At 44.9% G+C, this 24,492-nt stretch carries 27 protein-coding genes; 18 read left to right on the forward strand and 9 right to left on the reverse strand.

Annotated features, from left to right (window positions below):
• Window positions 1-4: 4 nt before the first annotated feature.
• On the reverse strand, window positions 5-865 hold the full coding sequence (locus ACRBG0_RS16940; RefSeq protein ID WP_431488051.1) for a hypothetical protein: 861 nt from the start codon (window positions 863-865) through the stop codon (window positions 5-7).
• The gene (gene murQ / locus ACRBG0_RS16945; RefSeq protein WP_431488052.1) at window positions 862-1,680 is read right to left on the reverse strand and encodes an N-acetylmuramic acid 6-phosphate etherase; all 819 of its coding nucleotides are present in this window, start codon (window positions 1,678-1,680) and stop codon (window positions 862-864) included. The genes ACRBG0_RS16940 and murQ overlap by 4 nt, the downstream gene beginning before the upstream one ends.
• Before the next feature lie 272 nt (window positions 1,681-1,952).
• On the opposite strand from murQ, the gene ACRBG0_RS16950 reads away from it, so the two are divergent.
• The 9 genes from ACRBG0_RS16950 to ACRBG0_RS16990 all read left to right on the forward strand — a co-directional run.
• Window positions 1,953-2,807: a hypothetical protein gene (locus ACRBG0_RS16950; RefSeq protein WP_431488053.1), complete on the forward strand. Its 855-nt coding sequence runs from the start codon at window positions 1,953-1,955 to the stop codon at window positions 2,805-2,807.
• Window positions 2,808-2,836: 29 nt separating this feature from the next.
• Window positions 2,837-3,811: an alpha/beta hydrolase family protein gene (locus tag ACRBG0_RS16955; protein WP_431488054.1), complete on the forward strand. Its 975-nt coding sequence runs from the start codon at window positions 2,837-2,839 to the stop codon at window positions 3,809-3,811.
• Window positions 3,812-3,972: 161 nt separating this feature from the next.
• Window positions 3,973-4,578, forward strand: coding sequence for a sigma-70 family RNA polymerase sigma factor (locus tag ACRBG0_RS16960; protein WP_431488055.1), 606 nt, complete (start codon window positions 3,973-3,975; stop codon window positions 4,576-4,578).
• A gap of 60 nt (window positions 4,579-4,638) precedes the next feature.
• Window positions 4,639-5,379 carry an acyl-CoA desaturase gene (locus ACRBG0_RS16965; protein WP_431488056.1) on the forward strand — a complete coding sequence of 247 codons (741 nt, stop codon included), beginning with the start codon at window positions 4,639-4,641 and terminating at the stop codon, window positions 5,377-5,379.
• 386 nt (window positions 5,380-5,765) lie between these two features.
• Entirely contained in the window at window positions 5,766-6,386 is a 621-nt protein-coding gene (gene scpB / locus ACRBG0_RS16970) for an SMC-Scp complex subunit ScpB (protein WP_431488057.1), read from the forward strand.
• Window positions 6,387-6,653: 267 nt separating this feature from the next.
• A complete protein-coding gene (locus tag ACRBG0_RS16975) occupies window positions 6,654-7,166 on the forward strand; it encodes a DUF2480 family protein (protein ID WP_431488058.1) in 513 nt (170 codons plus the stop codon).
• A 22-nt stretch (window positions 7,167-7,188) separates the two neighbouring features.
• On the forward strand, window positions 7,189-7,638 hold the full coding sequence (locus tag ACRBG0_RS16980) for an N-acetyltransferase family protein (protein WP_431488059.1): 450 nt from the start codon (window positions 7,189-7,191) through the stop codon (window positions 7,636-7,638).
• 9 nt (window positions 7,639-7,647) lie between these two features.
• Window positions 7,648-8,130 carry an OsmC family protein gene (locus ACRBG0_RS16985; protein WP_431488060.1) on the forward strand — a complete coding sequence of 161 codons (483 nt, stop codon included), beginning with the start codon at window positions 7,648-7,650 and terminating at the stop codon, window positions 8,128-8,130.
• Window positions 8,131-8,535: 405 nt separating this feature from the next.
• A partial coding sequence (locus tag ACRBG0_RS16990; RefSeq protein WP_431488081.1) for a lytic transglycosylase domain-containing protein occupies window positions 8,536-9,004 on the forward strand: 469 nt, incomplete at its 3' end.
• Between the two features lie 130 nt (window positions 9,005-9,134).
• On the opposite strand, the gene ACRBG0_RS16995 is transcribed toward ACRBG0_RS16990, so the two are convergent.
• The gene (locus ACRBG0_RS16995) at window positions 9,135-11,594 is read right to left on the reverse strand and encodes an ABC transporter permease (RefSeq protein WP_431488061.1); all 2,460 of its coding nucleotides are present in this window, start codon (window positions 11,592-11,594) and stop codon (window positions 9,135-9,137) included.
• Window positions 11,595-11,923: 329 nt separating this feature from the next.
• On the opposite strand from ACRBG0_RS16995, the gene ACRBG0_RS17000 reads away from it, so the two are divergent.
• From ACRBG0_RS17000 to ACRBG0_RS17010, 3 genes are all read left to right on the forward strand, one after another.
• Complete coding sequence (locus tag ACRBG0_RS17000) at window positions 11,924-12,430, forward strand: NUDIX domain-containing protein (protein WP_431488062.1); 507 nt, start codon at window positions 11,924-11,926, stop codon at window positions 12,428-12,430.
• 214 nt (window positions 12,431-12,644) lie between these two features.
• Window positions 12,645-13,319 (forward strand): ABC transporter ATP-binding protein, encoded by a 675-nt coding sequence (locus tag ACRBG0_RS17005; RefSeq protein ID WP_431488063.1) that lies wholly within the window; start codon window positions 12,645-12,647, stop codon window positions 13,317-13,319.
• Between the two features lie 16 nt (window positions 13,320-13,335).
• The gene (locus ACRBG0_RS17010) at window positions 13,336-14,673 is read left to right on the forward strand and encodes a sensor histidine kinase (protein ID WP_431488064.1); all 1,338 of its coding nucleotides are present in this window, start codon (window positions 13,336-13,338) and stop codon (window positions 14,671-14,673) included.
• 2 nt (window positions 14,674-14,675) lie between these two features.
• Here ACRBG0_RS17010 and ACRBG0_RS17015 read toward each other — a convergent pair whose 3' ends face one another.
• From ACRBG0_RS17015 to ACRBG0_RS17025, 3 genes are all read right to left on the reverse strand, one after another.
• Complete coding sequence (locus ACRBG0_RS17015) at window positions 14,676-15,140, reverse strand: hypothetical protein (protein ID WP_431488065.1); 465 nt, start codon at window positions 15,138-15,140, stop codon at window positions 14,676-14,678.
• Window positions 15,141-15,353: 213 nt separating this feature from the next.
• On the reverse strand, window positions 15,354-15,785 hold the full coding sequence (locus ACRBG0_RS17020) for a hypothetical protein (RefSeq protein ID WP_431488066.1): 432 nt from the start codon (window positions 15,783-15,785) through the stop codon (window positions 15,354-15,356).
• 14 nt (window positions 15,786-15,799) lie between these two features.
• Window positions 15,800-16,894: a hypothetical protein gene (locus ACRBG0_RS17025; protein WP_431488067.1), complete on the reverse strand. Its 1,095-nt coding sequence runs from the start codon at window positions 16,892-16,894 to the stop codon at window positions 15,800-15,802.
• A gap of 188 nt (window positions 16,895-17,082) precedes the next feature.
• On the opposite strand from ACRBG0_RS17025, the gene ACRBG0_RS17030 reads away from it, so the two are divergent.
• The 5 genes from ACRBG0_RS17030 (at window position 17,083) to ACRBG0_RS17050 (ending at window position 20,761) form a co-directional block, all read left to right on the forward strand.
• On the forward strand, window positions 17,083-17,919 hold the full coding sequence (locus ACRBG0_RS17030; RefSeq protein WP_431488068.1) for a GNAT family N-acetyltransferase: 837 nt from the start codon (window positions 17,083-17,085) through the stop codon (window positions 17,917-17,919).
• A 447-nt stretch (window positions 17,920-18,366) separates the two neighbouring features.
• Complete coding sequence (locus ACRBG0_RS17035; protein WP_431488069.1) at window positions 18,367-19,422, forward strand: PorP/SprF family type IX secretion system membrane protein; 1,056 nt, start codon at window positions 18,367-18,369, stop codon at window positions 19,420-19,422.
• Window positions 19,423-19,630: 208 nt separating this feature from the next.
• A complete protein-coding gene (locus ACRBG0_RS17040) occupies window positions 19,631-20,083 on the forward strand; it encodes a bactofilin family protein (protein ID WP_431488070.1) in 453 nt (150 codons plus the stop codon).
• A complete protein-coding gene (locus ACRBG0_RS17045) occupies window positions 20,073-20,297 on the forward strand; it encodes an AtpZ/AtpI family protein (protein WP_020535130.1) in 225 nt (74 codons plus the stop codon). The genes ACRBG0_RS17040 and ACRBG0_RS17045 overlap by 11 nt, the downstream gene beginning before the upstream one ends.
• An 80-nt stretch (window positions 20,298-20,377) precedes the next feature.
• On the forward strand, window positions 20,378-20,761 hold the full coding sequence (locus ACRBG0_RS17050; protein ID WP_431488071.1) for a hypothetical protein: 384 nt from the start codon (window positions 20,378-20,380) through the stop codon (window positions 20,759-20,761).
• Between the two features lie 29 nt (window positions 20,762-20,790).
• Here the strand turns inward: ACRBG0_RS17050 and rimM are convergent, their stop codons facing one another.
• Genes rimM through mnmA form a run of 3 tightly spaced genes read right to left on the reverse strand, consistent with a single transcriptional unit; the run spans window position 20,791 to window position 23,198 of the window.
• Window positions 20,791-21,321 (reverse strand): ribosome maturation factor RimM, encoded by a 531-nt coding sequence (rimM, locus tag ACRBG0_RS17055; RefSeq protein WP_431488072.1) that lies wholly within the window; start codon window positions 21,319-21,321, stop codon window positions 20,791-20,793.
• Window positions 21,306-22,076, reverse strand: coding sequence for a hypothetical protein (locus tag ACRBG0_RS17060; RefSeq protein WP_431488073.1), 771 nt, complete (start codon window positions 22,074-22,076; stop codon window positions 21,306-21,308). The genes rimM and ACRBG0_RS17060 overlap by 16 nt, the downstream gene beginning before the upstream one ends.
• Window positions 22,077-22,088: 12 nt before the next feature.
• Window positions 22,089-23,198, reverse strand: coding sequence for a tRNA 2-thiouridine(34) synthase MnmA (gene mnmA, locus ACRBG0_RS17065; protein ID WP_431488074.1), 1,110 nt, complete (start codon window positions 23,196-23,198; stop codon window positions 22,089-22,091).
• A gap of 166 nt (window positions 23,199-23,364) precedes the next feature.
• Here mnmA and ACRBG0_RS17070 point away from each other — a divergent pair, with 166 nt between their 5' ends.
• Window positions 23,365-24,300: a septal ring lytic transglycosylase RlpA family protein gene (locus ACRBG0_RS17070; protein ID WP_431488075.1), complete on the forward strand. Its 936-nt coding sequence runs from the start codon at window positions 23,365-23,367 to the stop codon at window positions 24,298-24,300.
• Window positions 24,301-24,492 lie beyond the last annotated feature (192 nt).

Raw genomic sequence — 24,492 nt, forward strand, 5'->3', positions numbered from 1 at the left:
CAGGTTAAAGGACCGATCGATGGTAGTTGATCAATGAAGGAAGGGGCGGGGAAATAATTGTTTTGATAGAAAGACCTCTTTGTAGCAGTGCTTCCTCCAGGTAGGGGCGAAACTGAATGGCAATAGAGCCGGTAAAAGCGACTGCGGAATGATCATCGCCAGTCATTAAAGGCAGTAGATACAAATCAGTGAATTGCCCAAAATCGGCGGTTACTTTTTTTTGCAAAAAACTACTTTCGGGAAGCCATTTTTTCAATGCTGGTGCAAATTGGGCAAGGTATCTGCTGGGGTTAGTCGTTTGGTATACTTCACTGATAATAGCATCTCTGCTAAGTTGGTATTCTTCCTGCAATGCTTTTCGGATAGTAGCAGGTAGTTGTTGTTGGAGAAACGCCAGGAGCAGTATTTTTCCCAAGTTGGCTCCTCCTCCCTGATCACCGAGTACGTAGCCTAGCCCACCTCGTTGGTCTACAATTTGCTGGCCATCATAACGTGCAGCATTAGAGCCCGTGCCGAGAATACCCACAACTCCAGCTTCTTGTTGACAAAGTGCCCGAGCAGCTGCTAGTAGATCCGTAGCCACAATGGGGCAAGGCAATGTTGGCATAAAGGTGGAGAAATATTTTTTCACTAACGATTGGCCATCATTTTGAGAACAACCAGTACCATAGTAATAAACATTACTCACCGATGAGTCATTGCCAAGTTGGACACTTATAAGCTGTAAGCTTTTTTGCCATTCTGCTGCGCTACTGAGAAAGGGGTGGAGCCCAGAGACCTCTCCTTGGTGAAGGATGCTGTGGGGGGAGGCCAGTACCCAAGCCAGCTTGGTTGCCCCACTTTCTAGTAGTAGGAAGTTTTTCAATGCTTCGAAATACGCTGATGAATTTCCATAGCGTGGCGCACGCTACCCGCTTCTAAAAGTAATGTGCGTGCTTCGGGGTAAGGAATTTTTAAAGCTTGTACCAGCATGGTAGCCCCTCTGTCAATCAGCTTTTCGTTGCTAAGCAGCATATCGATCATCTTATTGTCCAGCACACGACCCAGACGAACCATTACACTGGTGCTGATCATATTGAGTACTAGTTTCTGTGCCGTGCCAGCTTTCATGCGCGTACTACCTGTTACGAATTCAGGGCCAACCACCACTTCTACCGGAAAGTCGGCGTGCTCAGTAATAGGAGCTCCTGGATTGCAGGTAATACAACCCGTAGCAATACCGTTTTCACGGCAACGAGCGAGGCCTTCAACGACATATGGGGTCGTGCCAGAGGCCGCAATACCTATGACCATGTCTTGCTCATCTACATAGTGAGCCCGCAGGTCGGTCCATGCTTGTGAAGGGCTGTCTTCTGCGGCTTCCACGGCATTACGGATGGCCGTATCTCCACCCGCAATTATACCGATAACCAGGTTGTCAGGCACGCCGTAGGTAGGAGGACATTCACTAGCGTCCAATATGCCTAATCGCCCACTGGTGCCGGCGCCTATATAAAACAAACGACCTCCTTCTTGCAAGCGTTCCGCTGTAGCAACTACAAGGGGTTCTATCTGTGGAATAGCACGTTCTACAGCGGTAGAAACGGTTTGGTCTTCTTTATTAATATTAACCAGAAGCTCCTTGACGCTCATGCGTTCCAGATGCCTATATTCACTGGTGGCCTCGGTTATTCTTTTCATGGCGTTGCACTGAATGATTACCCTTAAAAATAGTTAAAATCGGACAAATACTGCATTAATTCTTGCAGAATATTGCAAAAATGCAATTAATGACGTTAATTCTTCAAGATTTAGGTACTTTTTTGCATGCTAGTCTCAATAAAATGAGTGGGCGTAAATGATATTTTTTTACGGTTAGAAGGTTATTGATATCCTTGGAAGTGTATCTTTTGAGCAGACTTTGGGTTATAAAATTAGAAAAGCTAAATCAACATCGCTAAATTTCGCTGATTTTGGCACAATTACAATGGACAGTTCCTGGCTTTGGTGGCAAAACCTATCTCGTGGGCTTGTATCACGGAGAAGACAGTGGTCACCTTATGGTACATTGTAACAACAAGGTGATGTTGATCGATTTTGGTGTACAAAGCTCTAAAGACTATTCCTTCTTCTTGGATGATGAGCTTTTTGAAGTCAAAATTTTAAAAAAAGAAAACGGCACCTACGCTTATGACATGGTGCACAATGAAGAGATCGACAGCCCTCATAATCGCCGCCGTGAAGAGGGCAAAAAGAGCGATCGCAGAAGCATTATAGCTGGGATAGGCTTAGTCGTATTAATCGGTATTGTTTTTTCTTTACTTTATTTTCGTGCTCCTGCTCACGAGGCGGCGCTATTGACGGGCCTGGCAGAGGGTAGGGGGGCAGACACCCAAGTGAGCCTTTTCCAAAAGCAAGATCGTTGGTATGCCAGTTATCGGGTCGATAACGAAGTTGAAGAAGTAGCCCTGCCTGAATTGGGGAATCGTTCTCCCCTTGGTTTCCCACTGGCGGTGGGTGATCGCTTCAGTGCCCGCTATGCTCCTACGGATACCGACCTTGTTTTTATCGACTGGCACAACCTCGTCCCTGCACAGCTAGAGCGCTATTTTCAATTGACCATGGCCCTGCATGCAGAACAGCACCCTGAGCTTGCGGGCCGCCAGGTATTGTGCCAGCTACAATTGGCGCTAGCACTGGAGGGCGCGGCTGGATTGGCCAAATTTTATCATCAAGACCAGCAGAATCAGTCAGAATACAATAGAGATGCTTACCTGCGGTTGGTGCGTGGCACGGAGTTTAAGCAGCGAGTGAAGGAGTGCTTGTGAGGGGGGGATGTCCACTTTAATAATGAAAAATGAAATATTTACATCTAGTAATTTTTTGGTTCTTAATCTTTAGTTGTCAAGCACAGGAAGAAAGCCTTTTAATAGAGAAAAGGTTAATTTCTGATTTAACGAATACGCCAATTTATCCAAGATTAACAGAGGAAACCAATGGCCAGATAAGTTGGAAAGAGGAATACAAGTATCTTGATAGTATAGAAATATATGGAATAACTTATATGAGCGACGGCCTTGAAATTAAGGGGTTGTTGGTTCAACCAAAGAGCGAAGAGAAGTATCCTTGTGTTATATATAATCGTGGTGGAAATAGAGCGTTTGGTTCATTGAAAATTGCGCATGGAGCGATAACATTAGGCCAAATAGCAAAAGAAGGCTATGTTGTAATAGCCAGTCAATATAGAGGAAATAGTGGAGGGGAAGGAATGGAAGAATTTGGAGGTGAAGAGGTAAACGACATAATTATCTTAACCGAAGTTTTAGAAGAAGTAGCTGCAGCTGACACTGATAAAATCGGAATGTATGGTTGGAGCAGAGGAGGAATGATGACTTACATAGCTTTAACGAAAACGAATAGAATTAAAGCTGCTGTGGTTGGAGGAGCAATATCTGATGTTTATGAGAACATCAAAGATAGACCAGAAATGGAGACCGGAGTTCTGGCTGAGTTAATCCCAAATTATGCAGAAAATAAAGAAGAAGAAATAGAAAAACGTTCAGCAATAAAGTGGGTCGATAAATTTCCGAAAGACGTTCCATTACTCATGCTACATGGGAATTCTGATTGGAGAGTGAAACCAGAACAAAGTTTAAGACTCGCATTAGAACTTGAAAAATATCGAATTCCTTATCGCTTGATAATGTTTGAAGGCGGAGATCACGGAATATCGGAACATAAAAAAGAAGTAAACGAGCAAGTATTAGATTGGTTTGAGAGATATTTGAAGAATGATGAACCATTACCCAATATGGACTACCACGGGCGATAAGAGGAAAAACGGTATTCACCAGAATTAATCGCGAAAATCCTCGATTTATTCCCACAATTAGCCACCCAAGTGATTTTGGTCACGCCGAAATATCCACTTGTTAGTATCTTTGTGCTTTTCGAGTGGGCAACCAAATCAGGTTGCCGACAAACTACCTTCTTGTGACACAAACTCAAGTGATTGCTGTTTATCAGCCCACTTTACAAGCTATTGCGGTCAGAATGCTAGGGTCAATGACCGATGCGGAGGATGCCGTGCACGATACTTTCCTGAAATGGTTGACCATAGATACTACCAACATCGAGAACATCAAGGCCTACCTGGTGCGCATGGTGACCAATGCCTGTCTGAACATCATCAACGCACGCAATAGAAGAAAGAGCACACCGTTGGAAGAGTTCGAGGAAGTTTTGGAAGACAAGAACGTCGAAAATACATTGACACTCTTTGATGTAGAAAATCAGCTCAATGAAGCATGGGCATTTATGCATCGCAAATTAGAACCCGTCGAGCGCGGCATCTTTGTTTTGAGAGAACTCTTCAACGTAGATTATGAAGACCTACAGGTAATCTTTGACCGAAAAGCAGACAACTGCCGCAAGATTGTTTCTCGCGCAAAAGAAAAATTGAAAACTCCCGAGCTTCCAAAGTTACCCATCTCACTACCCTCGTTGCCTCTACTTGAAAGTTTTAGGAATGCATGCCAAAAAGGCCACCTCGCCCCTTTGATCAGCGATCTCTACGCAGACCTTTTTTACGAAAAATAAACCTCTTTTGTCACAAAGTTGATTTTGTATTGTCTTAGACTAAAGACAAACAAACAACTCATGGAAGTCATCATTCCCTTTTTTCTAATACACTGGTATACATCGCTGTTTTTTCAAACATTCTTCCTGCATCGGTATGCTTCCCATCAAATGTTCACCATGTCGAAGTTTTGGGAGCGCATATTTTTTGTGCTGACTTGGGTATTCCAGGGTTCCAACTACCTGAGCGCCTACGGTTACGGCATTATGCACCGCATGCACCACGCCTTTGCCGACACCGAAAAAGACCCTCATTCGCCTACTTATGATGAGTCGATCTTCAAAATGATGTGGAAAACCAAAACCATTTATTCCCAAATAAATAAGGGACAAATGGAGATCGATAAGCAGTTTACCCAGGAAGTTCCTCAGTGGTTGGCGTTCGATAAATTTGCACGGTCTGCAGCATCGCGCATCATGTGGGGCACCATGTATGTAGCTGTTTACTATTTCTACGCAGATGTGTGGTGGTTGTGGCTATTACTGCCTGTGCAATTCTTATTGTCTCCGATCCATGGCGCCATTGTCAATTGGTTTGCGCACAAATACGGTTACGTAAATTTCCCATTAAAGAATACCTCTAAAAACTTCCTTCCGTTTGATTTTTTAATGATGGGAGAGAGCTATCATAACAACCACCACATGCATGGCAGTCGTGCCAATTTTGGGGGCATTCGCTGGCACGAGATCGATCCTACCTATTACATTATCCGGGTATTGGATAAACTGAGGATCATTAAATTGAAAGAGGTTCGGGCATAAAGGGGGCCTATCACCTTCATAGAACTTTATTGTTTTCAGGGGCCATGCCATCTCCCGCCCCGACTTTTCTAGTCGGGACGGGATCGGCACCGGGCCATCCGTTCTTACCTTCGGTACCACTGCTACCCCTTGTCCTGGTCCGTCCCGGCCCCGAGCTCCGGCCTAAAGGCCTACGCCCTGGGTAGTACTGTAATTGTGTAACCTCGTCTCGAGGCAAAAGTCACCTTGTGCGACTCATACGAGGTCATTACAAGAAGGATAGGCGCTGCTGCTTAGGGGCGGGTTTCAAACCCGGCCCTAAGCAGCAGCAGGCATGAGCCTAAATAAGCGCAAAAAAAGGCCCAAAAAACAGTCGCTCCGCTTATCTTTGTCCAAATTCTTAGCCTTTGGATCATCTTGTACAACATATTGAAAGCCTCATTTTTACCACCGATCACTCGATCAGCCTGGAAGAAATCGACAGCGTGCTGGAGGAAGCCTTCGGGCTCAATTTTCCCGATGAGCAGATTATTGAAGCAATAGAAGAGCTGAGAGAACGCTATGCTGCTCCTGGCTACGCTTTTGAGATCGTCGAAATAGGTGGTGGTTATCAGTTTCTTACCAAAGGCGCGTATCACAATACGGTAGGGGTCTTTTTGCGGCAAACCACCCACAAACGACTGTCGCGTTCGGCGCTCGAAACACTTTCCATCGTGGCTTATCGCCAGCCGGTGACAAAATCCGAGCTGGAGGCCATCCGTGGAGTGAGTTGCGATTATGCCATGCAGAAACTATTAGAGAAGGAGCTTGTTATGATTGTAGGGCGAAGTGATGGGCCAGGTAGGCCACTGCTCTATGCTACCAGTGAGAAATTCATGGATTATTTTGGCCTCAAAAGCATGGACGACTTGCCCAAGCCCAAAGAGTTTAGCAACCTCGAGAATGCCATTGGTGAACATGCTCCCATCGAAGAAGATGTTGAAAACTACAGGGGGAGAGCCGCCACGGGAAAGGAAGAAGAGGAGTAATATGATCTGAGGCTTGCCTTGTTGTTTCTACATAAAGGTTGTGGCGAGAAGGCAAACCTTACAGTGCTAGGTGCTTAGTGTGAAGATTTGATTTTATACCAAGGGGCGGCGAATAATAAGTCCCCCCATTTCAGGCTGGAGATTTTAGTGTTGAACAAGGCGCGCAGAACGCTAAGGGGAGCTAGTTGTTCTTCGCCGATCCCCAAGTGTCTTTTATGTTTAACTGACTGATAAAGAGGACTTTTTTATTAAACCTCACATTAAATTATGGATCAACCCCTCGTAAATCGGGTCGCAAATAGTGGATTGATTACCCTGAAGTTGGAGGAGTTTTTTCCGACTCAGGAGTTGGCTATCTTTGATTTGAAGGATTACCTTTTCATGGAAATGATCCTGAAAGAAAAAGACTTTCGCCAAGCACTCAAAGAACATAATTGGGAACAATACCAAGGCAAAATACTGCTGGTCTATTGTTCGGCTGATGCCATTATCCCGGTTTGGGCTTACATGCTGGTGGCGACTTATGCTGCGCCCTACGCACACGATATCTTTCAGGGGCCAGCCGATGATTTTTACCGGAGTTATTTCCTACGCCAATTGGATCAACTCGACACCGAGCAGTACCGCGACCAACGTCTGGTTATCAAGGGGTGTAGCGATCATCCTGTACCTCCTGCTGCTTATTTAGAGATTACTCGCAGGCTTCAGCCGCTGGTCAAGAGCATCATGTACGGTGAGCCTTGTAGCACCGTGCCGGTGTATAAGCAGCCAAGGAAATAAAGAACAGCATAAAAAGCGACCAATGACCATTCGTCAAGCCCAAAAAGAAGATGTAATTTCAATTGTAGCAATGCTGGCGGATGATGAACTGGGCCGCTTACGCGAAGATTTCCGTAAACCACTTCCGGAAAGTTATTACCAAGCTTTTCAAACGATTTATGAAGATCCTCATCAGTCACTGATGGTCATGGAGAAAGAGGGCCAGGTGATCGGTACCTTACAACTTACTTTGATTCCTTATCTGACTTACCAAGGCGGTATTCGCGCCCAAATAGAGGCCGTGCGTATCCACAAAGATTACCGAGGGCAAGGAATTGGCGAACAACTATTTCGTTGGGCCATTGCGGAAGCACAAAGGAAAGGAGCCCACCTCATACAACTCACCACCGACAAAAAGCGCCCCGACGCCCTGCGTTTTTACGAAAAATTGGGCTTCAAAGCTTCTCATGAAGGGATGAAGTTGCACTTTTAAATAAGCCACATGTCACAAAAAACACACCAATACACGCTACAGCTCAACTGGACCGGCAATAAGGGCCAGGGTACTTCTGCTTACGATGCTTACGAACGCGACCACGAGTTCAGTGCGGCCGGAAAGCAAGTCGTTATCCCGGGCTCTTCAGATCCTTCTTTTCGTGGTGACCCTACGCGCTACAATCCTGAAGAACTATTGTTGGCATCAATCTCTAGTTGCCACATGCTATGGTTTTTACACCTCTGTAGCACCAATAAGATACAAGTGATCGCTTACGAAGATGAACCCATTGGAACGATGCTAGAAACAAAATCGGGGAGCGGCCATTTTACAGAAGTAACCTTGCGGCCCAAGGTGAAAGTAGCAACGGAAGCAATGCTAGAGAAAATTCCTGAACTTCACCACAAGGCCAATAAGTATTGCTTTATTGCCAATTCTGTTAATTTTCCGGTACTGCATGAAGGGACCGCGGAATTTGTTAAGAGCTGATTTTTTCTATTATCTTTATCGTTTACGTAACACAAAGAAACAGCACAAAACAAAAGCGCAAGTTGTTTTTTGCGCAATACATTAAGTCTTAATCTCTTCCCCATGAGCAAGCAAAAACTTTGGAGCATCAACCTTATCCTGCTGGCACTGACCTGCATTTTTATTCTGGTAGCCTCGCAGATGAGCAATACAGAAAAACCTGATTACGATTGGCAGCCTACCGAAAATGTTCCTCAGATTGTCAAAAGTGTAGACCTAGACAAGGCTTTTAGTTTTTGTGGCGAAGCCTTACCAATGGATAATTTCGATGTTCGCGAAAGGCTGGATCGTGAGCTTACTGTCAATACCTACTGGCATTCCAGTACCATTCTATCGATTAAGTCAACGATGCGTTTTTTTCCTATAATGGATAGAATTTTAGAAGAAGAAGGTGTCCCCACTGATCTGAAATACATCGCTGTCGCGGAAAGCGCTTTGCGCAATGCCGTTTCACCTGCTGGTGCCAAAGGCATCTGGCAGTTTATGAAAGGTACCGGCACCGATTATGGCCTGGAAATCAACGATGAAGTAGACGAACGCTACCATCTGGAGAAAGCGACCCACGCCGCGGCTAAATACCTTAAGTCGCTCCGCGAACGCTTTGGTAGCTGGGCAAATGCAGCCGCAGCCTACAATATGGGTGGTGGTAATATGAACAAACACCTCCGCGAGCAGGAAGCCGATAATTACTTTGACCTCAACCTCAACGAAGAAACCTCCCGCTACTACTTTCGCTTGGTGGCCATCAAGCAAATCATGGAAAACCCACGAGAATTTGGCTTCTATGTAGATCGCGAGGATTATTACCCCGCACTTGATAATTACCGTACAGAAGNNGTATTAGGTACTTCGTACAGGGTATAGGAATTTTGACAGTCGTAGGTGTTACTATACCATGCGATTGGTCAAAAATAACAGAATAGAGAATAGAGGAACAGTTTAGACCTTCTACTGCTTCGAATTATTTACTCCCCACGCAACTGCTCTGCCGGATTCACCCACGCAGCACGTAAAGCATAGTAGCTGACGGTAAGAAATGCGAGTCCTAAGCCAAGAACTGCTGCCAGAGGCAACTGCCACCAGGAAAAATCTACCCGGTAGGCATAGTTGGTCATCCACTGTTGCACGCCCCACCATGCCAAGGGCAGACCAATCAGAACTGCAATCAGGATCAATTTCATGAATCCTCCGCTGAGTAATAGGACCAATTGGCTGGTGCCTGCTCCCAGAATCTTTCGAATACTGATTTCTTTGGTTCTCAACTGCGCTGCGTAAGCAGCTAGTCCAACCAAGCCCAGACAGGCCACCATAATGGTTAACAAAGTAAAGAAGAGCAGTATTTGTCCAAATTGCCGATCACTGGCATACTGTTGAGCAAATCGCTCATCTAGGAAATTGTACTGGAAGGTGTTTCCCGGAAAATGTTGATCATACAAAGCCTCTACCTGTGGTAACGTAGCAGCTATACTACTGCCTGAAAACCGAATAGCAATAGGATGACCTGTACCATAAAAAGGCTGGATAAGCAGGGGCGATATTGGATGATGGAGCGACAATTGGTGGAAGTCAGGAATAACTCCTACAATGGTCCAGTCTTTTCCGTAAGTGTTGACGATTTGCCCGATCGCCTTTTCGGGGGCTTCAAAACCTAGTGTCTTGACGCCTTCTTCGTTGATCAACAAAGAGTTGATTTCGTCAATGTTGGGGCTATGGTCTTCAGGGCGCAAGCTACGCCCGGCAAGAATCTCTAAACCATAGGTTTTAGTGTAACTGTGGTCTGCTTGAACAAAGCCGAAAGTATGATTGCGATCATCGGCAGCAGCGGGCAGGATGAGTCCGAAAACTCGGCCAATGCCTTCGCCCGGTGCCCGGCTGGCGGTACAAGCTGCTTGTATGCCGTTGAGTTGGGTGAGCTGTTCTTTGAATACATCCATGCGATTAATGAATGTACTGTCCCATCGGGATAATTCAGGGGCTTGTACTAGCATCATTTGGTCGATATTTACCCCCAAGTCTTTCTTTTGCAGGAAATTGATCTGGCGGTAAACCAAGAGCGTACCTGCTATAAGGCCAATAGAAGTCGCAAATTGGAAAACAATCAAGCCTTGGCGTAATGTACGTCCACGCCCTTGTCCGGTAAAGCTGCCTTTGAGCACCGATGCCATTTTTTGATTACTCAAAATCCAGGAGGGATAAAAGGTGGAGAGTATTAACCCAAGTAGGCACAAGCTGGCCGCCGTACCCCACAAGCGAGGGTGTTGGGCCAAAATATTGGTATTGGCCAGTTCGCCGAGGTCTATTTGTAGTTTTTGGTGAGCGATAGGTTGAATCAATAAAACCAGACCTACGGCTAAGCCAAAACTTATAAGGTTGGCTAATAAAGCTTCTGTAAAGAATTGATTGATGAGTTGCCTATTACTGGCACCAACGACTTTACGTAAGCCTACTTCCTGCGCGCGTTCCAATGCCCGAGAGGCTGTTAAGTTGGCATAGTTGATCCAGGCGATAAGCAGAATGAAAAAGGCAATGATTAATAAAGCCCAAATGGATTTTCCGTTAGCGGTTTTACCCATTTCGTACTCCAAATCATTGGATTTTAGGTGAGCATCAAGCAGAGGCTGTAAAGTGAAAACCTCCTTACTGCCCGAAACTTCGTTACCTCGGAAATAGCGCTCTGAGAAGCCTTCTAATTTTTTCTCAAAAGCAAGTACATCTGTTCCGGGAGCTAATGCTACATAATGGTAAAAATCAGACCAGGTCCAGCTGTTATCCGCGTTTTCACCAAAAGCTTCGATGATAGTGGCATAAGACACCAGGATATCAATCTGTAGATGAGAATTGGTGGGGATGTCATCCAAAACGCCCACTACTTTAAAGGGGAAGGGGGCGCCATCAACAACAATTTCTTTACCAAGCACTTGGTTGTAATCACCATCTTTGATGCCGTACCAGTCGCGGGCATATTTTGCGGTAAGTACAACTTCTCTGGATTTAGCTAGCAGACTGTCATTGGCAGCAGCCAAGCGTTTGAAATCGAAAATTTCTAAAAACTGAGCATCCGTATAATAGCAACGATCAAGGCGGTAACTGTCTTCTTGGTTGGGGTTGACCCACTCGCCGCCGCCGTAGAAAAACCGAGTAGCATTGGTAACTTCGGGATACTCTTTAAGTAAGGTAGGGCCGATAGTCGGATAGGTGATCGTGCCGCGTTGAACGCTTTCTCCGTTTTGGAAACGCTCGTTAACCACACGGTAAATTTGGTCGGCCTGACTATGAAAACGATCAAAGCTTAGTTCAAAACTGACGTATTGTAACAGCAACAAACAAGCTGCCATACCAGTAGCCAGCCCCGCAAGGTGAATGAAGGAATAACCTGGGCGAGACCGGAAATTTCTTAATGCTAATTTTAGGTATTGTAAAAACATAGTCAGGTAGTTTCGTCTGTGTTATAAAACTGCAAGGCTTATGCCATTTTGTTAAGTGTCTGATTAGTAGCTTTTTATAGTTAGATGGGGAGGTGCGGAAGTGTTCGGAATAGGAAAAGGTTGTTCATTATCGTACAGTGTAATCCTTCTTTAAGGATCGCTGTGTCTACCGAAAGCGCTTGGTTTAACCACATAGTCAGATAGAAATGGTTTAGGCTTCGTTTTTGGGTATTGTAAATCGCTGTGTCTATAGTGGTGAAAAAAGCCCAGTTTAATATCCACAAATGTTATACTTTGAGGACAATTTAGAAGAGCTGTAAAACGACTTTATGGAATATAATCATTGCCCCACCTGTAAAGGTACTTTAGGGATGAGCGCAGAAGGGTATACCGCTTGTTTAGAAATAAGCTGTAATTTCGTTTATTATGAAAACCCTACGCCAGTAGTAGCAGCGGTGATTGAGTATAAAGATGGGAATGTGCTTTTGGCACATAACTCCCAATGGCCTCCGAAGGTATTTGCGTTGGTAACCGGTTTTCTGGAAAAGCATGAAGACCCGGAAGAGGCTGTCTTGCGAGAAGTGAAGGAAGAAGTTGGTTTAGATGGTGAAATTAGAGGATTCTTAGGACATTATATGTTTAAAAAACGAAATCAACTCCTTATCGCTTATCACATTTATGCAGATGGTGAAGTTGAACTCAATGACCCGGAAATTGATGAAGTGAAGATTATTCCTTTTGAGCAAGTGAAGACCTGGCCAACAGGCACCGGGCATGCACTGAAGAAGTTTCTAGAGAGCAAGGGATTCACCCCTGAGGTCGTTCCTTTTGGTTGATTAGACCGTTCGTTATCGTACACCTTTGTCCACAGTTGAACAGGTGAAAGGCCCTGGTTGGGGAGTTATGTGTTTGATAGTTAGTGATTTAGATGTTTGGCATAAGTCTTGTCTTTTTCAAGTGTTCTAAATAAGGATGCTCTTATACTACTAAGAGTGTTTCGAAATTTGGAGGAGAGAGACTTATATTGTAACCTGACATAAAGAAATTAAAATGATACAACTCACCAATTTGGAGAAATCCATTCGCAATGGCTTACAAAAAGTATGGTTACTCAACCAAATCAATTTGACCATCGAAGAAGGAGAGTTTGTAACCATCATGGGGCCTAGTGGGGCAGGAAAGACTACCCTTCTCAATATTCTTGGAATGTTGGATGGTGCGAGTGGAGGTGACTATCACTTTTTAGGCGAACCTGTTCATAAGCTAAATGAACGCAGCCGCAATGAGCTACACAAACAATACATGGGCTTCGTTTTTCAGGCCTATCACCTTATCGATGACCTGACGGTTTACGAAAATATTGAGACGCCGTTGCTGTACCGGCAAGTCAAGTCCAAAGAAAGGAAAAGCATCGTCGCAGACATGCTGGATAACTTCCAGATCGTAGGAAAGAAAGACTTGTTTCCTGAGCAGCTTTCCGGCGGGCAGCAACAATTGGTAGGTGTCGCGCGTGCAATTGTTCACAAGCCACGCTTGTTACTTGCCGACGAACCTACCGGTAACCTACATACGAAACAAGGAGAAAGGATTATGGACCTTTTCAAGGAGCTGAACGAAGAGGGCATGACCATTATCCAGGTCACTCACAGTGAAAAAAATGCCCAATATGGCAGCCGCATTATCGAACTGGAGGATGGTAATATTAAGCAGGATATCCGCCTTTAACCCTTAAATCGGCGCTATGCTCTATCGTTTTCGTACTAATTTGGTGATTAGGGTTTTGTTGCTAGGTCTTGGTTTGGCGGGAATGCTGAGTTCCTGGCCGGAAAATCAGCTGTTGGCAGTACTCAGCGGCCTTTTGGCACTGGGGTGCTTGTTGAGCATCATGTATTTTGTTGATCAAACCAACCGCGACTTGGTGGGCTTTCTTACGTCTATCAAGTACAATGATTTTACAGCTACATCTACAGCAGAGCATCGAGGCAAATCATTCGGCGAATTGTACGAAGCTTTTAACTTGATCAATCGGAAGTTTCAGGAAGTCAGGGCAGACAAAGAGGCTAATCATCAATTCCTACAAACGATTGTGGAGCAGATTGAAATAGGACTGCTGTGTTATAATGAAGCGGGCGAAATTCGACTGATGAATAAAGCCCTCCAAAGGATGCTGCACAAGTCTTTTTTACTCCACGTCGATGGCCTGGAACAGGTGGACCCACAACTACTGGAAGCTATCCGTGAAAGCCGTGAAGGGAAGCGTGACTTGGTGAAAATAAAGGTAGACAACCGCCTGTTGCAGTTAGCTGTACTCACCAGCGAACTGCGCTTGCAAGAAGAACGACTATTTTTGGTGAGTATTAAAAATATTCAAAACGAACTAGAGGAGCAGGAACTGGTAGCTTGGCAAAAGTTGATCCGAATCCTAACCCACGAGATTATGAATTCCGTAGCACCGATCACTTCCCTAAGCGGAACTATTGATGCTATGCTTTCTGACGAACCTGTTCCGGATGCCCAAACCTTACAGGATGTTCGCCAATCTGTACAAGTGATCCAACGCCGGGGAGAAGGGCTACTTGCTTTTACGGAAACCTATCGCAGCTTAACACGGGTTCCTCCGCCAAATTTTCAGGAAGTCTCGGCCAATGAACTTCTGGAACAGGTATTAGCGCTCTTCCAAACACAAGCACAGCAGCAGGGGGTGGCCTTTCATTTGCATCGCTATCCCTCTGATCTCAACTTACAGGCAGATCCTCATTTGCTAGAGCAGGTGATTATCAATCTTACGAAAAACGCTTTAGATGCTATAGGTAGCGCGGAAAAACCAATTGTTGATCCGGCAATTCATCTGCACGCCAACCGCAATAAACAAGGGCAAATTATTATCCAGGTAGCTGATAATGGGCCAGGGATTCCATCGGAGCAATTAGAACAAATTTTTGTACCCTTCTTTACCACCAAAGCAGATGGTTCTGGGATAGGATTAAGCCTCTCTCGACAGATCATTCGTGCCCATAAAGGAACAATTGAGGTACAATCAGTGGGAGGTGAAGGGACCGTGGTGCAGTTGGTGTTTTAACACTAATTTGCCCGGCAAGCATTCTCTACCAAATCCCACCGCTTCAATGTCGTATTCCAGTAAACGGAGTAGCATTTTCCTCGAATCAGGAAATAGACAATTTCGGTGATGCTGTCTGGCGTTTGCCCAAACTGTGTACGAATACGGATGTAACAACCTTCTTCTCCATCCAAACTAAAGATAGAAGAATAGCGAGGCCCCAGCGCGAAACCATTCCAGCTGCTTTTATCAAAACTCAAAGCAAAGGATACCCCATAGCCCCCTGCTTGGTTGCTGATCATTAGGTTTCGTTGTAGTAATTCCTGCCCAGGATCAAGAATGGAGTAGTTTCTGCCATTATCTGGAAAATAGTGAATACGCTGAGGTTGATGCTCCACTTGTCCCCATCCCCACAGCCCAATAGCCATCAACCCACAAATAAGCGCGATCCTAAGTTTCATTTCTTTTTCCTGTGTTTCATTTTTCAAAGTCGGAGTTTTGAAGTGGGAGATCGGAAGTGGGAAGTCAGAAATGTTTGGTATCCGTTAGCATCAACTTCATACGCTGTAAATCAAGGAGAAGTATCTACTCCTATTTTTTACGTGTGTTTAGTTACTTCCGACTTCCGATCTCCCACTTCCCACTTTTGGTGCGGGATGCTTTTCTATATTTAGTCATCACCCTTACACCCTTCCACCAGCTTACTTTCCACTTGCTGCTTCTGCTGGCGACTGGGTACGCCCTAACAAATAACCTGCGACGGTACCTAGCAAACCAATAATAGGTGCAATCTGACTATTGCCATAACCAGCTGTTACCAAGAAAAGAGAACCAACAATAATCAGGGTTACACTGAGGTATTTCAGCGATTGGCTTAGGGGCTCTTTTCTGCTGTTGATAATCCAGGCTTGCGCCAATACGATAATCATCCCAAAAACGAGTACGCCCAAGGAGAGCCACACTTCTTGTGATGATTTCGTAGGGACGAAATCTGTGTTTACGGGAGGCAAGTTTACGCCATCAGTGACCGTTGCGGCTGGTGGTGGTGTATTGACTGCTGTTTCCAATGTTTCTGGCTGTGCCCAAAGACTGATAGCCAAAAAACTGAGTAGAATGATGATCGTGGTTCTCATTGACAAGTATTGATTTATTGACATTGTTGCAAATGCCGCTGATATTCTTTTTCATGGCGCAATTTACGATTCTCGTATTGTACGCGTTGCTCTTGTGCTAGTAAGCGCCGATCAGCTCTGCTTTGATTACCGCTTCTGGCCGAACGCATACCTTCTCGGTGCTGTCGACGGAGGTTGCGCAGTTGGTCTCTCTGGCTTTTCCTGAGGTCCCGCGCTGCTAATTCGCAGGCTGAGGGCTCAAAAAGACTTCGCGACCTATTGGCTGGGATGGTAACCGGGCTCAGGCGGACACTGTATTCACACAATGGCTTTTGTTGCATACCTTTACGCTCAGACCGAGAGATCGTACGGTTGGCAATTGTTGTACAAATTTCTGCCCAGCTGTTGTACGGCGCACCCCCAAGTACCTCCTGTAAGGTATAGAGAATTTCGTTAAAGAAAATTCCACCATCGTTAGAAATGAAAGTATAGTTCTCTTGCTCGGCACTAAAAAGATTGACCGTTTTAGTAACACCGGGTTCATCTGCAAAAAGCCCTTGGTAGATGGTGCCAAATCGTCCTGCCTTTGGCAACGAAACCACTTCTGGTGGTGTGTTAATGGACTGATAAGGAGGTGGTACACTCTGGTCCGTAATTGTCACATTGCATGCAACAACGATATTAAGGAGTAAGGACGGATTTTTTTCCTGAATACGCTCCATAATATCTCCGAAATTAACAGACTCTTGATAAGAGCGGAAATAGAGATTCGGGTAAGGGCTGGCAGTACTAGGGTCACGGAAACCATGACCAACATAAGCGAAAATGACAATGTCCCGCTCTTGGTAAGACATTTCATAATTGAGTACCTCGTCAAGGCGTTTAAGTGTGAAGTTCGGTCCACTTAGATCGTATTCAATCACACTAAGGATTCCCAGGTTGGCCGCCAGAAGGTGAACTTCCTGGTCGATACCAAAGCCAATACTGCGGCAGCCTTCTCTAATAATGTAGTCGTGGTTTTCGTTATCAAAAACCTTGATGAGGTGAATATGTCTGGTTTCTGCTTGCGTAAAACTCGTCACTAAACTCAAGCCAACCAGACACAGCAAGAACCGTAGAAAGTGTTGCATCTATCTTTTTTTTGAAAAAATCAAAAATTTTGTGAGTAGCTTGAGTAAGCCTGCGTTGGTGAGTTTATTGATTGAAACGCGGCCAGAAGAGTATATTTTGAGCGGTAGTATTAATTAACGGAACAGTATTTGAGCTTATTGTGTTGAATTGTAGACTAATTAAGCACCACCTTCAAAAGAATAAAGACTTGAAAGAACAACAATTGATTACGCTTGGCGATATGCCTATCGCGGTATTGACTCAAACATTTAATGATGCCTTTACCGGGTATTACGTTCCCATCAATTTTACAGAAGAAGGAATGATGGAGCGAATAAAAAGAGCAAGGATTGATCTTGCCTTATCTGTAGGAATATTAAACAAGGGGACGCTGGTCGCTTTCATGCTTACGGGGATTGGCGAGCAAGGAGGTTTGCCAACAGCATATAATGCGGGGACAGGTGTAATCAAAGCTTTTAGACGACAGGGGATGGTGCGGCAGATGTATGATTTTGCTATTCCTTTGTGGCAGCAATCAGGGTGCCAAAGAGCTAGCCTGGAAGTGATTACTGAGAACGAACGAGCAATCAAGGCGTACCAAGGCGTAGGTTTTCAAATAGGCCGTAAGCTCAGGGCGTTTAAGAAAAATACCGATAGTTCCGCTACTACAAAGCCTTCTCTCCTACGGAAAGTGGCGGTGCCCAATTGGGAACGTTACAACTCGTTAAGGGCGTTTACGAGTGCCTGGGATTATACCCGTGCCGGTGTAGAAGGACTTATCGCTGATTATACTTTTTATGAATGGGGAATGGTAAACGAGGCTCCCTTAGCTTATGCGATTGTTCATAAGGTAGGGAGAGTTGCTCAGGCCGGCGTTCATACTGAAGGGCCAGCGTGGGAAACACTCTTGGGAGCACTGGAAAACGCTTACGCCCAACTAACTTGGGTGAATATCGATGACCAAACCACGAAATTGCTCACAGCGATGAATACCTTAGGGTGGGAGCATATCATTGATCAGTACGAAATGGAGCGACCATTGTAAGAAACGGAACCCATGAAATTATGCTGGGAAGCTTGAAGCAGCATAAAAATGAATTGAGCCTCTGCTCGGCGTAGCCAGGTTGAGGCTCAACTTTTTTGCACAATACTTACATTATTTTATTTAACTTTGCTGATAACAACTAAGCTAAACTATGCCATTATTTATAGTGGTACCGTTTTTGAGAAAAAAAGTTGCTGGATAATATTCTTGAATAAAGCAGCGTTTAAGGCTTTGTTCGTATCTATACAGCAACAGCGGATGCGAAAATGCCCTTCTGCACTTATTAAGGATTCACACTACTACACCTCATAAATTTTGTACTATTAGCAATTGTCGCCGATAGGGTAAAATTTTATTTTTAACAGAATCTATTTCGGGCTTTCAGGCTCTTTTACGTATCATTGTAATTCTTTGGAAAATCTGTCGCGGAACAAACCTCCGGCTCCTATGAAAAGACTTAGACAATTAGCACTGTTCACTATCCTGATGACATTCATGCTTTCAGCACGAGGCCAGGATATCCATTTTTCACAGTTTTATCTTTCACCGCTGAATTTGAACCCAGCGATGACAGGTGTAATGAACTGTAACGTTCGCCTTGTCGCGAACTATCGTAACCAGTGGGCTAGCGTATTACGCTCCAATGCCTTCCGGACTTACTCTGTTTCTTACGATCAACGTATTCCTGTTGGCCGTAATGATTATTTCGGTATTGGTGGTACCTTTTGGGGAGACCGTGCCGGTGAAGCTGATTTTGCAACCCTTACGGGTAAACTTTCTGCTTCTTACTCCAAGAAAATGGGAGGCTCACGTAACTATGGTCACTACCTCGTTGTAGGTGCTGAGGCCGGTGTTGCTCAGCGTAGTCTTGATTTTCTCAACTTGCGTTGGGGACTTCAGCACGACGGCGAAGGTGGCTTCAATCCTAACCTTGACCCTGGTGAAACCAGCTTTGACCGCGACGAATTCCTTTTTGGAGATTTGGCAGCTGGCTTGCTATGGTTTATGACCTTCGACAAGAACAATAACCTTTATATGGGTGGTTCTTTCCATCACCTTAACCGCGCTGATCAATCGTTCAGCAGCCAGGATCAGGATTTGCTGTACAGCCGCTTTACTGCGCACGCTGGTGGTGAGTTCCTGGTGTCTAACCGTTTCGGTCTGGTTCCCGGTGTAATTGTGATGAGCCAGGGACCTTCCTTCCAGGTCAACGCAGGTACCAGTTTCAAATTCCTTTTGGGTACTGGCCGTCAGGCTGGAACACAATCTTGGCAGTTTGGTCTTTGGACACGTGTTTCCAACAAGATCAACTCTGGTGTCTTAAACGATGCTGTGATTTTGTCTACTCGCTTCGATTTCGATGCCTTTACCCTTGGGTTTAGCTATGATATCAATGTTTCACCATTGAAAGCTGCTTCTAACTACAATGGTAGCTTCGAATTAGCAATGCAGTACAAAATTTGTGGGCCCGCTCGTCGTGGCGTTTACTGTCCTTCTTTCTAAGGAACAACACAAATGCCTACGGACTAATATCCAAAGTGATCTAACGGATCGCTTTGGATATTTTTTATTGTAATATGTTCGCTGGATATTATCGGATTCGGTATATTAGCGAATAGGTGCTACCTTAGCATCCATTTAGAAAACTAATCCCCGACGTATAAACCGTGTACAGACTACAATCTGGTAGTCTGCTCAAAAACTAAAACGAATGTTTAATAACAGCGGAAAAAAAGAAATGAGTAGTAAGTCATCCCCTTCTCCGTCGCCTTCTGGCGGACACTCATTGAACAGTATTGTTGAAGGCACAAAAATTGAAGGAACAGTCAATGCCAATAGTGATATCCGAGTGGATGGAGTAATCAAAGGTAAACTCTTCTGTGATGCGAAAGTAATCATCGGACCTACAGGTAAAGTGGATGGTGAGATTCGGTGCGAGAATGCTGTTGTCGAAGGCCGATTTGATGGAACGATGACGGTTAAGGAACTACTTAATATCAGGGAAACAGCAGCCGTAGATGGTGATATCACCTGTGGCAAATTAATTGTACAGCCAGGAGGCACCATTGATGGTAACCTGACTATGGCATCAGGTGGGAAAAATAGTATAGCAGGCAGTGCAAAAAAGGCTGCTACTGAAAAAACAGAGAAAGTTGCCGGATAAAGAACCAGATCAGAACGATCAAGGCAGGAAGCGGGTACAAAATTATATGAAGTACTCGGGGATGGCGATGCAAATGGGTATCATTATTCTCTTAGGAGTTTTTGCTGGCCAAAAGCTGGATGAATACTTTCAAACATCCCCCTTCCTGACAGTGACGCTGGCCTTACTTTCTATTTTTGCAGCGCTGTACAGTACGCTTAAAGACTTACTGTAATAGATGGTGTAAATTTAATCCTTCATCCCGAATTTTGAGTAAATACTCAGGGTTCGGGATGTGTTTTATTACAAATCATTATGACCAACAAAACATTTTTTCTGCAATTGGGAGGTGTTATATTAATCACTGTTGCGGCGTTGCTAGGCTTGTTTCAGGTGCCCAAGTTAGCTCCTTATCAATTGTTGGGCTGGATCAGCCTTGGCGGGTTTGTCTTTCTGTCGATTGTGATGTTCTTGATAGGCCGTAGTGCGGCTAATAGTGCCAATAAAAATACATTCACAAATACGATCATGGTATTTACCATGGGCAAAATGATGTTGGCCATTATGATTGTATATGCTTACTTACAACTAGCAGAGCCTACCGATAAGTTCTTCGTGATCCCTTTCTTTTTGGTCTATTTTGTTTTTACGGCCTTCGAGACTTATTTCATGATGAAATTGGGTAAAGCCGGCGTGTAACTCGTGAGAGAGGCTATAAGTTTGGTACGCTAAAGCTCAAGCAGTCCTTCTGGCAGGGCCATGAACAGTACCTGTTCTTTTTTATTTACTTGCTCAATAAGATCGGCATGTAGCGGGATCATGATCTCTTTGCCTTTGTAGTTCACTTCCGCCAAATAATGCTCTGGCAGGTCGATGATTTCTTTGATTTTGCCAATTATCCCGTTAGTGATGTCAACAATGGTATAATCGACATATTGCTCAAAGGGATTGTCTGCTGGAATATCTTCGACAGAGACAGTAAGGAGATTTTGAGGAAGATAGATATCCCTTTGCTGTAGCATCTGGGCGGATTCTTTATCATCAATTTCTTCCAGCTTTACCAGATTCCCTCCACTGCGCCAAGCTTCTACAAAATGAGGAACATACTGGCTGCCTACAGCAATGAGTAGGCTATCTTGCTGGATAACATCTTGAAAGTAGACATCCTCAATACTGACTTTCATTTCTCCACGAAGGCCGTGAGGGCGACCCATGCGGCCTACCTTAGTCATTTCGCCTTTTATCATTGTACGAGCCATTGTTTGATAATAAAACCACCTTCTGCTTTTTCTCGCCAAGGTAGATCGAGACAGGCTCCGGTGTCACCATTGCAGCAAAGCTGACATTGGGTTTCAAATACCTCTAGTTCTCTGTACACCAGCCCTATGTTTTTAGCATAGCCTTCAATAGCCAGACGCCGGTTGAGCAGGTTTTCATAATCAGCGCCTTCAACCAACGTAAGTAAGTCGTAGGTCTTGTCCATCACCGTTCCTGGTTGTTCAAAACTGAGGTAGCGGTAATTCCAATCAACATAAATCTGGATGGGTTGTCCAGCCACTTCGATTTCCCGAAAAGGGTCAAAAGCAACGTGCCCATCCCAGTTCTGATCAGCACGTAGGGGGAAAACCATCTTTACAAACTCGAGGTTGTCTTCCTGCCGATAGGCGCGTAGGTCGTCGCGTCGGAGCAAGAAGGTTTGGCGGAAACGCCAAGAGGAACTGTCTACACGACGATCATAGCGTTCGCCACGATACCAAAGCTGTCCTTCTAAATCGCGTAAGGTATCTACAAGGGTTTCCCTGACATCCAGACGTGCGGAATCAAATAGGATACCTCCCACCTGAGGGCGCAACACAATGCTGTCCATCAAGTAGTTCCACTCCATACCTACTTCCAAAGGGAAATAATCATACCCCTTATCTATACGGGGTTCGGCTGTTTCACCTTCGCAGGTGAGTAAGAAAATTGTAGTGAGGAAAAGCAGACCAGTAAAAAAAATATTGGCTCCTTTCATGCTTAGGTGGAATTAGTTTTCTCCAAATTTGTGCCCACCATAAATGATACCTCCACCCACAACATCATCGCCTTCATAGAAAACAGCTGATTGTCCAGGCGCAACACCTTTAACGTTAGCCATAAAATTCACTGCAACATGATCACCTGTTTGTACCATAGTACTGAGTGCTCCAGGGTCTTTGTAACGAATTTTTGTCACCAGCTCCAAGTCACTGGGGATGGTCGCATATTTGTGGTTATTCACTTGTCCGACATTCATACCATTACGGATGAGTTCATCAGAGGTGCCTAGTACAACGGTATTGGTGTCCGGTTTGATTTCTGTCACAAACATAGGTTGCCCGAAAGCCATACCTAGTCCTTTACGTTGCCCAATGGTGTAAAACGGATAGCCTTGGTGCTTACCTATGATTTCACCACTGGTCGTAACGAAATTACCACCGGCTACTTGGCCTTCAAGCTCAGGAACTCGGCGTTTCAGGAACCCCCGGTAGTCATTATCAGGGACAAAGCAAATCTCGAAGCTTTCCGCTTTTTTGCTCAATTCCTCATAACCAAGATCTGCGGCCAATTGGCGTACTTCCGGTTTGGTCATTCCTCCCAGAGGAAAGCGGCTTCGAGCCATACATTCCTGGCTCAAGCCCCACAATACATAAGATTGGTCTTTATTTAGATCGGCGCTTTTTTGGATAAAGTAGCGTTCGTTCTCGTGTTTGATTTTGGCATAATGCCCCGTAGCTATAAACTCACAGTCCAGTGCATCAGCCCGCTTCAGTAGCGAGTTCCATTTGATATGGGTGTTGCAGAGAACACAGGGATTGGGGGTACGCCCTGCCAGGTATTCGTCTACAAAATTGTCGATCACATAATCGCCGAATTCTTCCCGAATATCGACGATAAAATGGTGGAAACCCATCATTACGGCTACTTCGCGCGCATCATTGATGCTGTCCAAGCTACAGCAACCCGTTTCTTTCTTCGAGCCACCACTATTGGCGTAATCCCAGGTTTTCATCGTAATCCCCACCACTTCATAACCTTCCTCGTGGAGTAACATAGCAGTAACTGTAGAGTCAATACCTCCACTCATTGCTACCAGTACCTTTCCGTGCTTACTCATTCGTTATTCTTGTGCTGTTACGCTGTTTAAACATTGTGCTGCAAAAATACAAATTAACCCCCGAAATAGTTCTCTGTGCGAAGACGTTACTCAAGAACGAGTACCTTTTGGCTATAAATGATTAAAAAAATGACCGATATTGGCCAAATCAAAATTCCACATCAATATGAAATACCTATCCTTTAGCCTTTTTATTTGTCTAACACTGCTGAGCAGCATGACTTTTGCTCAAGAGGAAGAGTACGGCCTGGCGTCTTACTATTCTGATGATTTCGAAGGGCGCTCTACAGCCTACGGCGATACTTACAATAAAGACGAATTGACTTGTGCGCATAAACGCTTTCCTTACGGCACCATTCTAAAAGTCACCCGCCTCGACAACAAAAAATCTGTACGAGTAAAAGTTATCGACAAAGGGCCATTTATCAAGGGCCGCGTTGTTGACCTTTCTCGTCGTGCTGCCGAAGTGTTGGGCATTGTAGGAATGGGATCAGTAGAGGTAAAAGTCGAAAAAGTTGGCAGTGGCAGCAGTAGCCCTGCTGAAGAAGAAACTCAGGCAAGATCGACGCCAGTAGAGACGCCACGTTCTTACGAAGAGCCTGCGCCGGAAAGAATTACAACTGCACCGGCTGCGGAACCCAAGCCTGTCGCTACCACTCCTGCACCTACGCCAGAGAAGGTAACAGAAAGCCGAGTAGAGACTACTGCTAAACAAGCAACTCCGACAGCAGCTAAGCCTACAACAACGACACCAACGGTAAATGCTTCGAAAGATCGTTTTTCGCCAGTAGGAAAAGATTACAACCCCTACGGCCTTTACCGTATTGTTCTGGAAAAGCCGGATGCTCAAACGGGTTTTGGGGTGCAGGTTGCCTCTTTTACCAGTTACGAAAATGTTATGCAGCGGGTAGCCGATCTACAAGCTCAGTGGTTTGATAATATCCTGATTAGTATTGAACCAGGAGAAGGAGGCAAGAGCAGCTACAAGGTTATTCTTGGGCCTTTTGACGATCAAAAAACGGCACAGCATTATCAGGCCAGCTTGGCTAGTCGCTACAAAATTCGAGGCTTTGTCATTGATTTGGCAGGACTGAAGTATTAAGTTTTAGCTGTTTTGGGGCCATGCCGGTAGTGGCGTTGCTGTGCAAACACCACTACGGCACCAGGCTGTCCATTAATATAGGGTACTGTAGCGATGCATCGCTACAGTACCCTATTCCATTTCCATCCATTTGTCCTTGTGCCATCCTGGCACCGCGCTCCGGCCTCCGGCCTACGCATTCAATTAGATATA

Origin of the sequence: Lewinella sp. (assembly GCF_050633125.1) — a bacterium.
Lineage (GTDB): Bacteria > Bacteroidota > Bacteroidia > Chitinophagales > Saprospiraceae > Lewinella.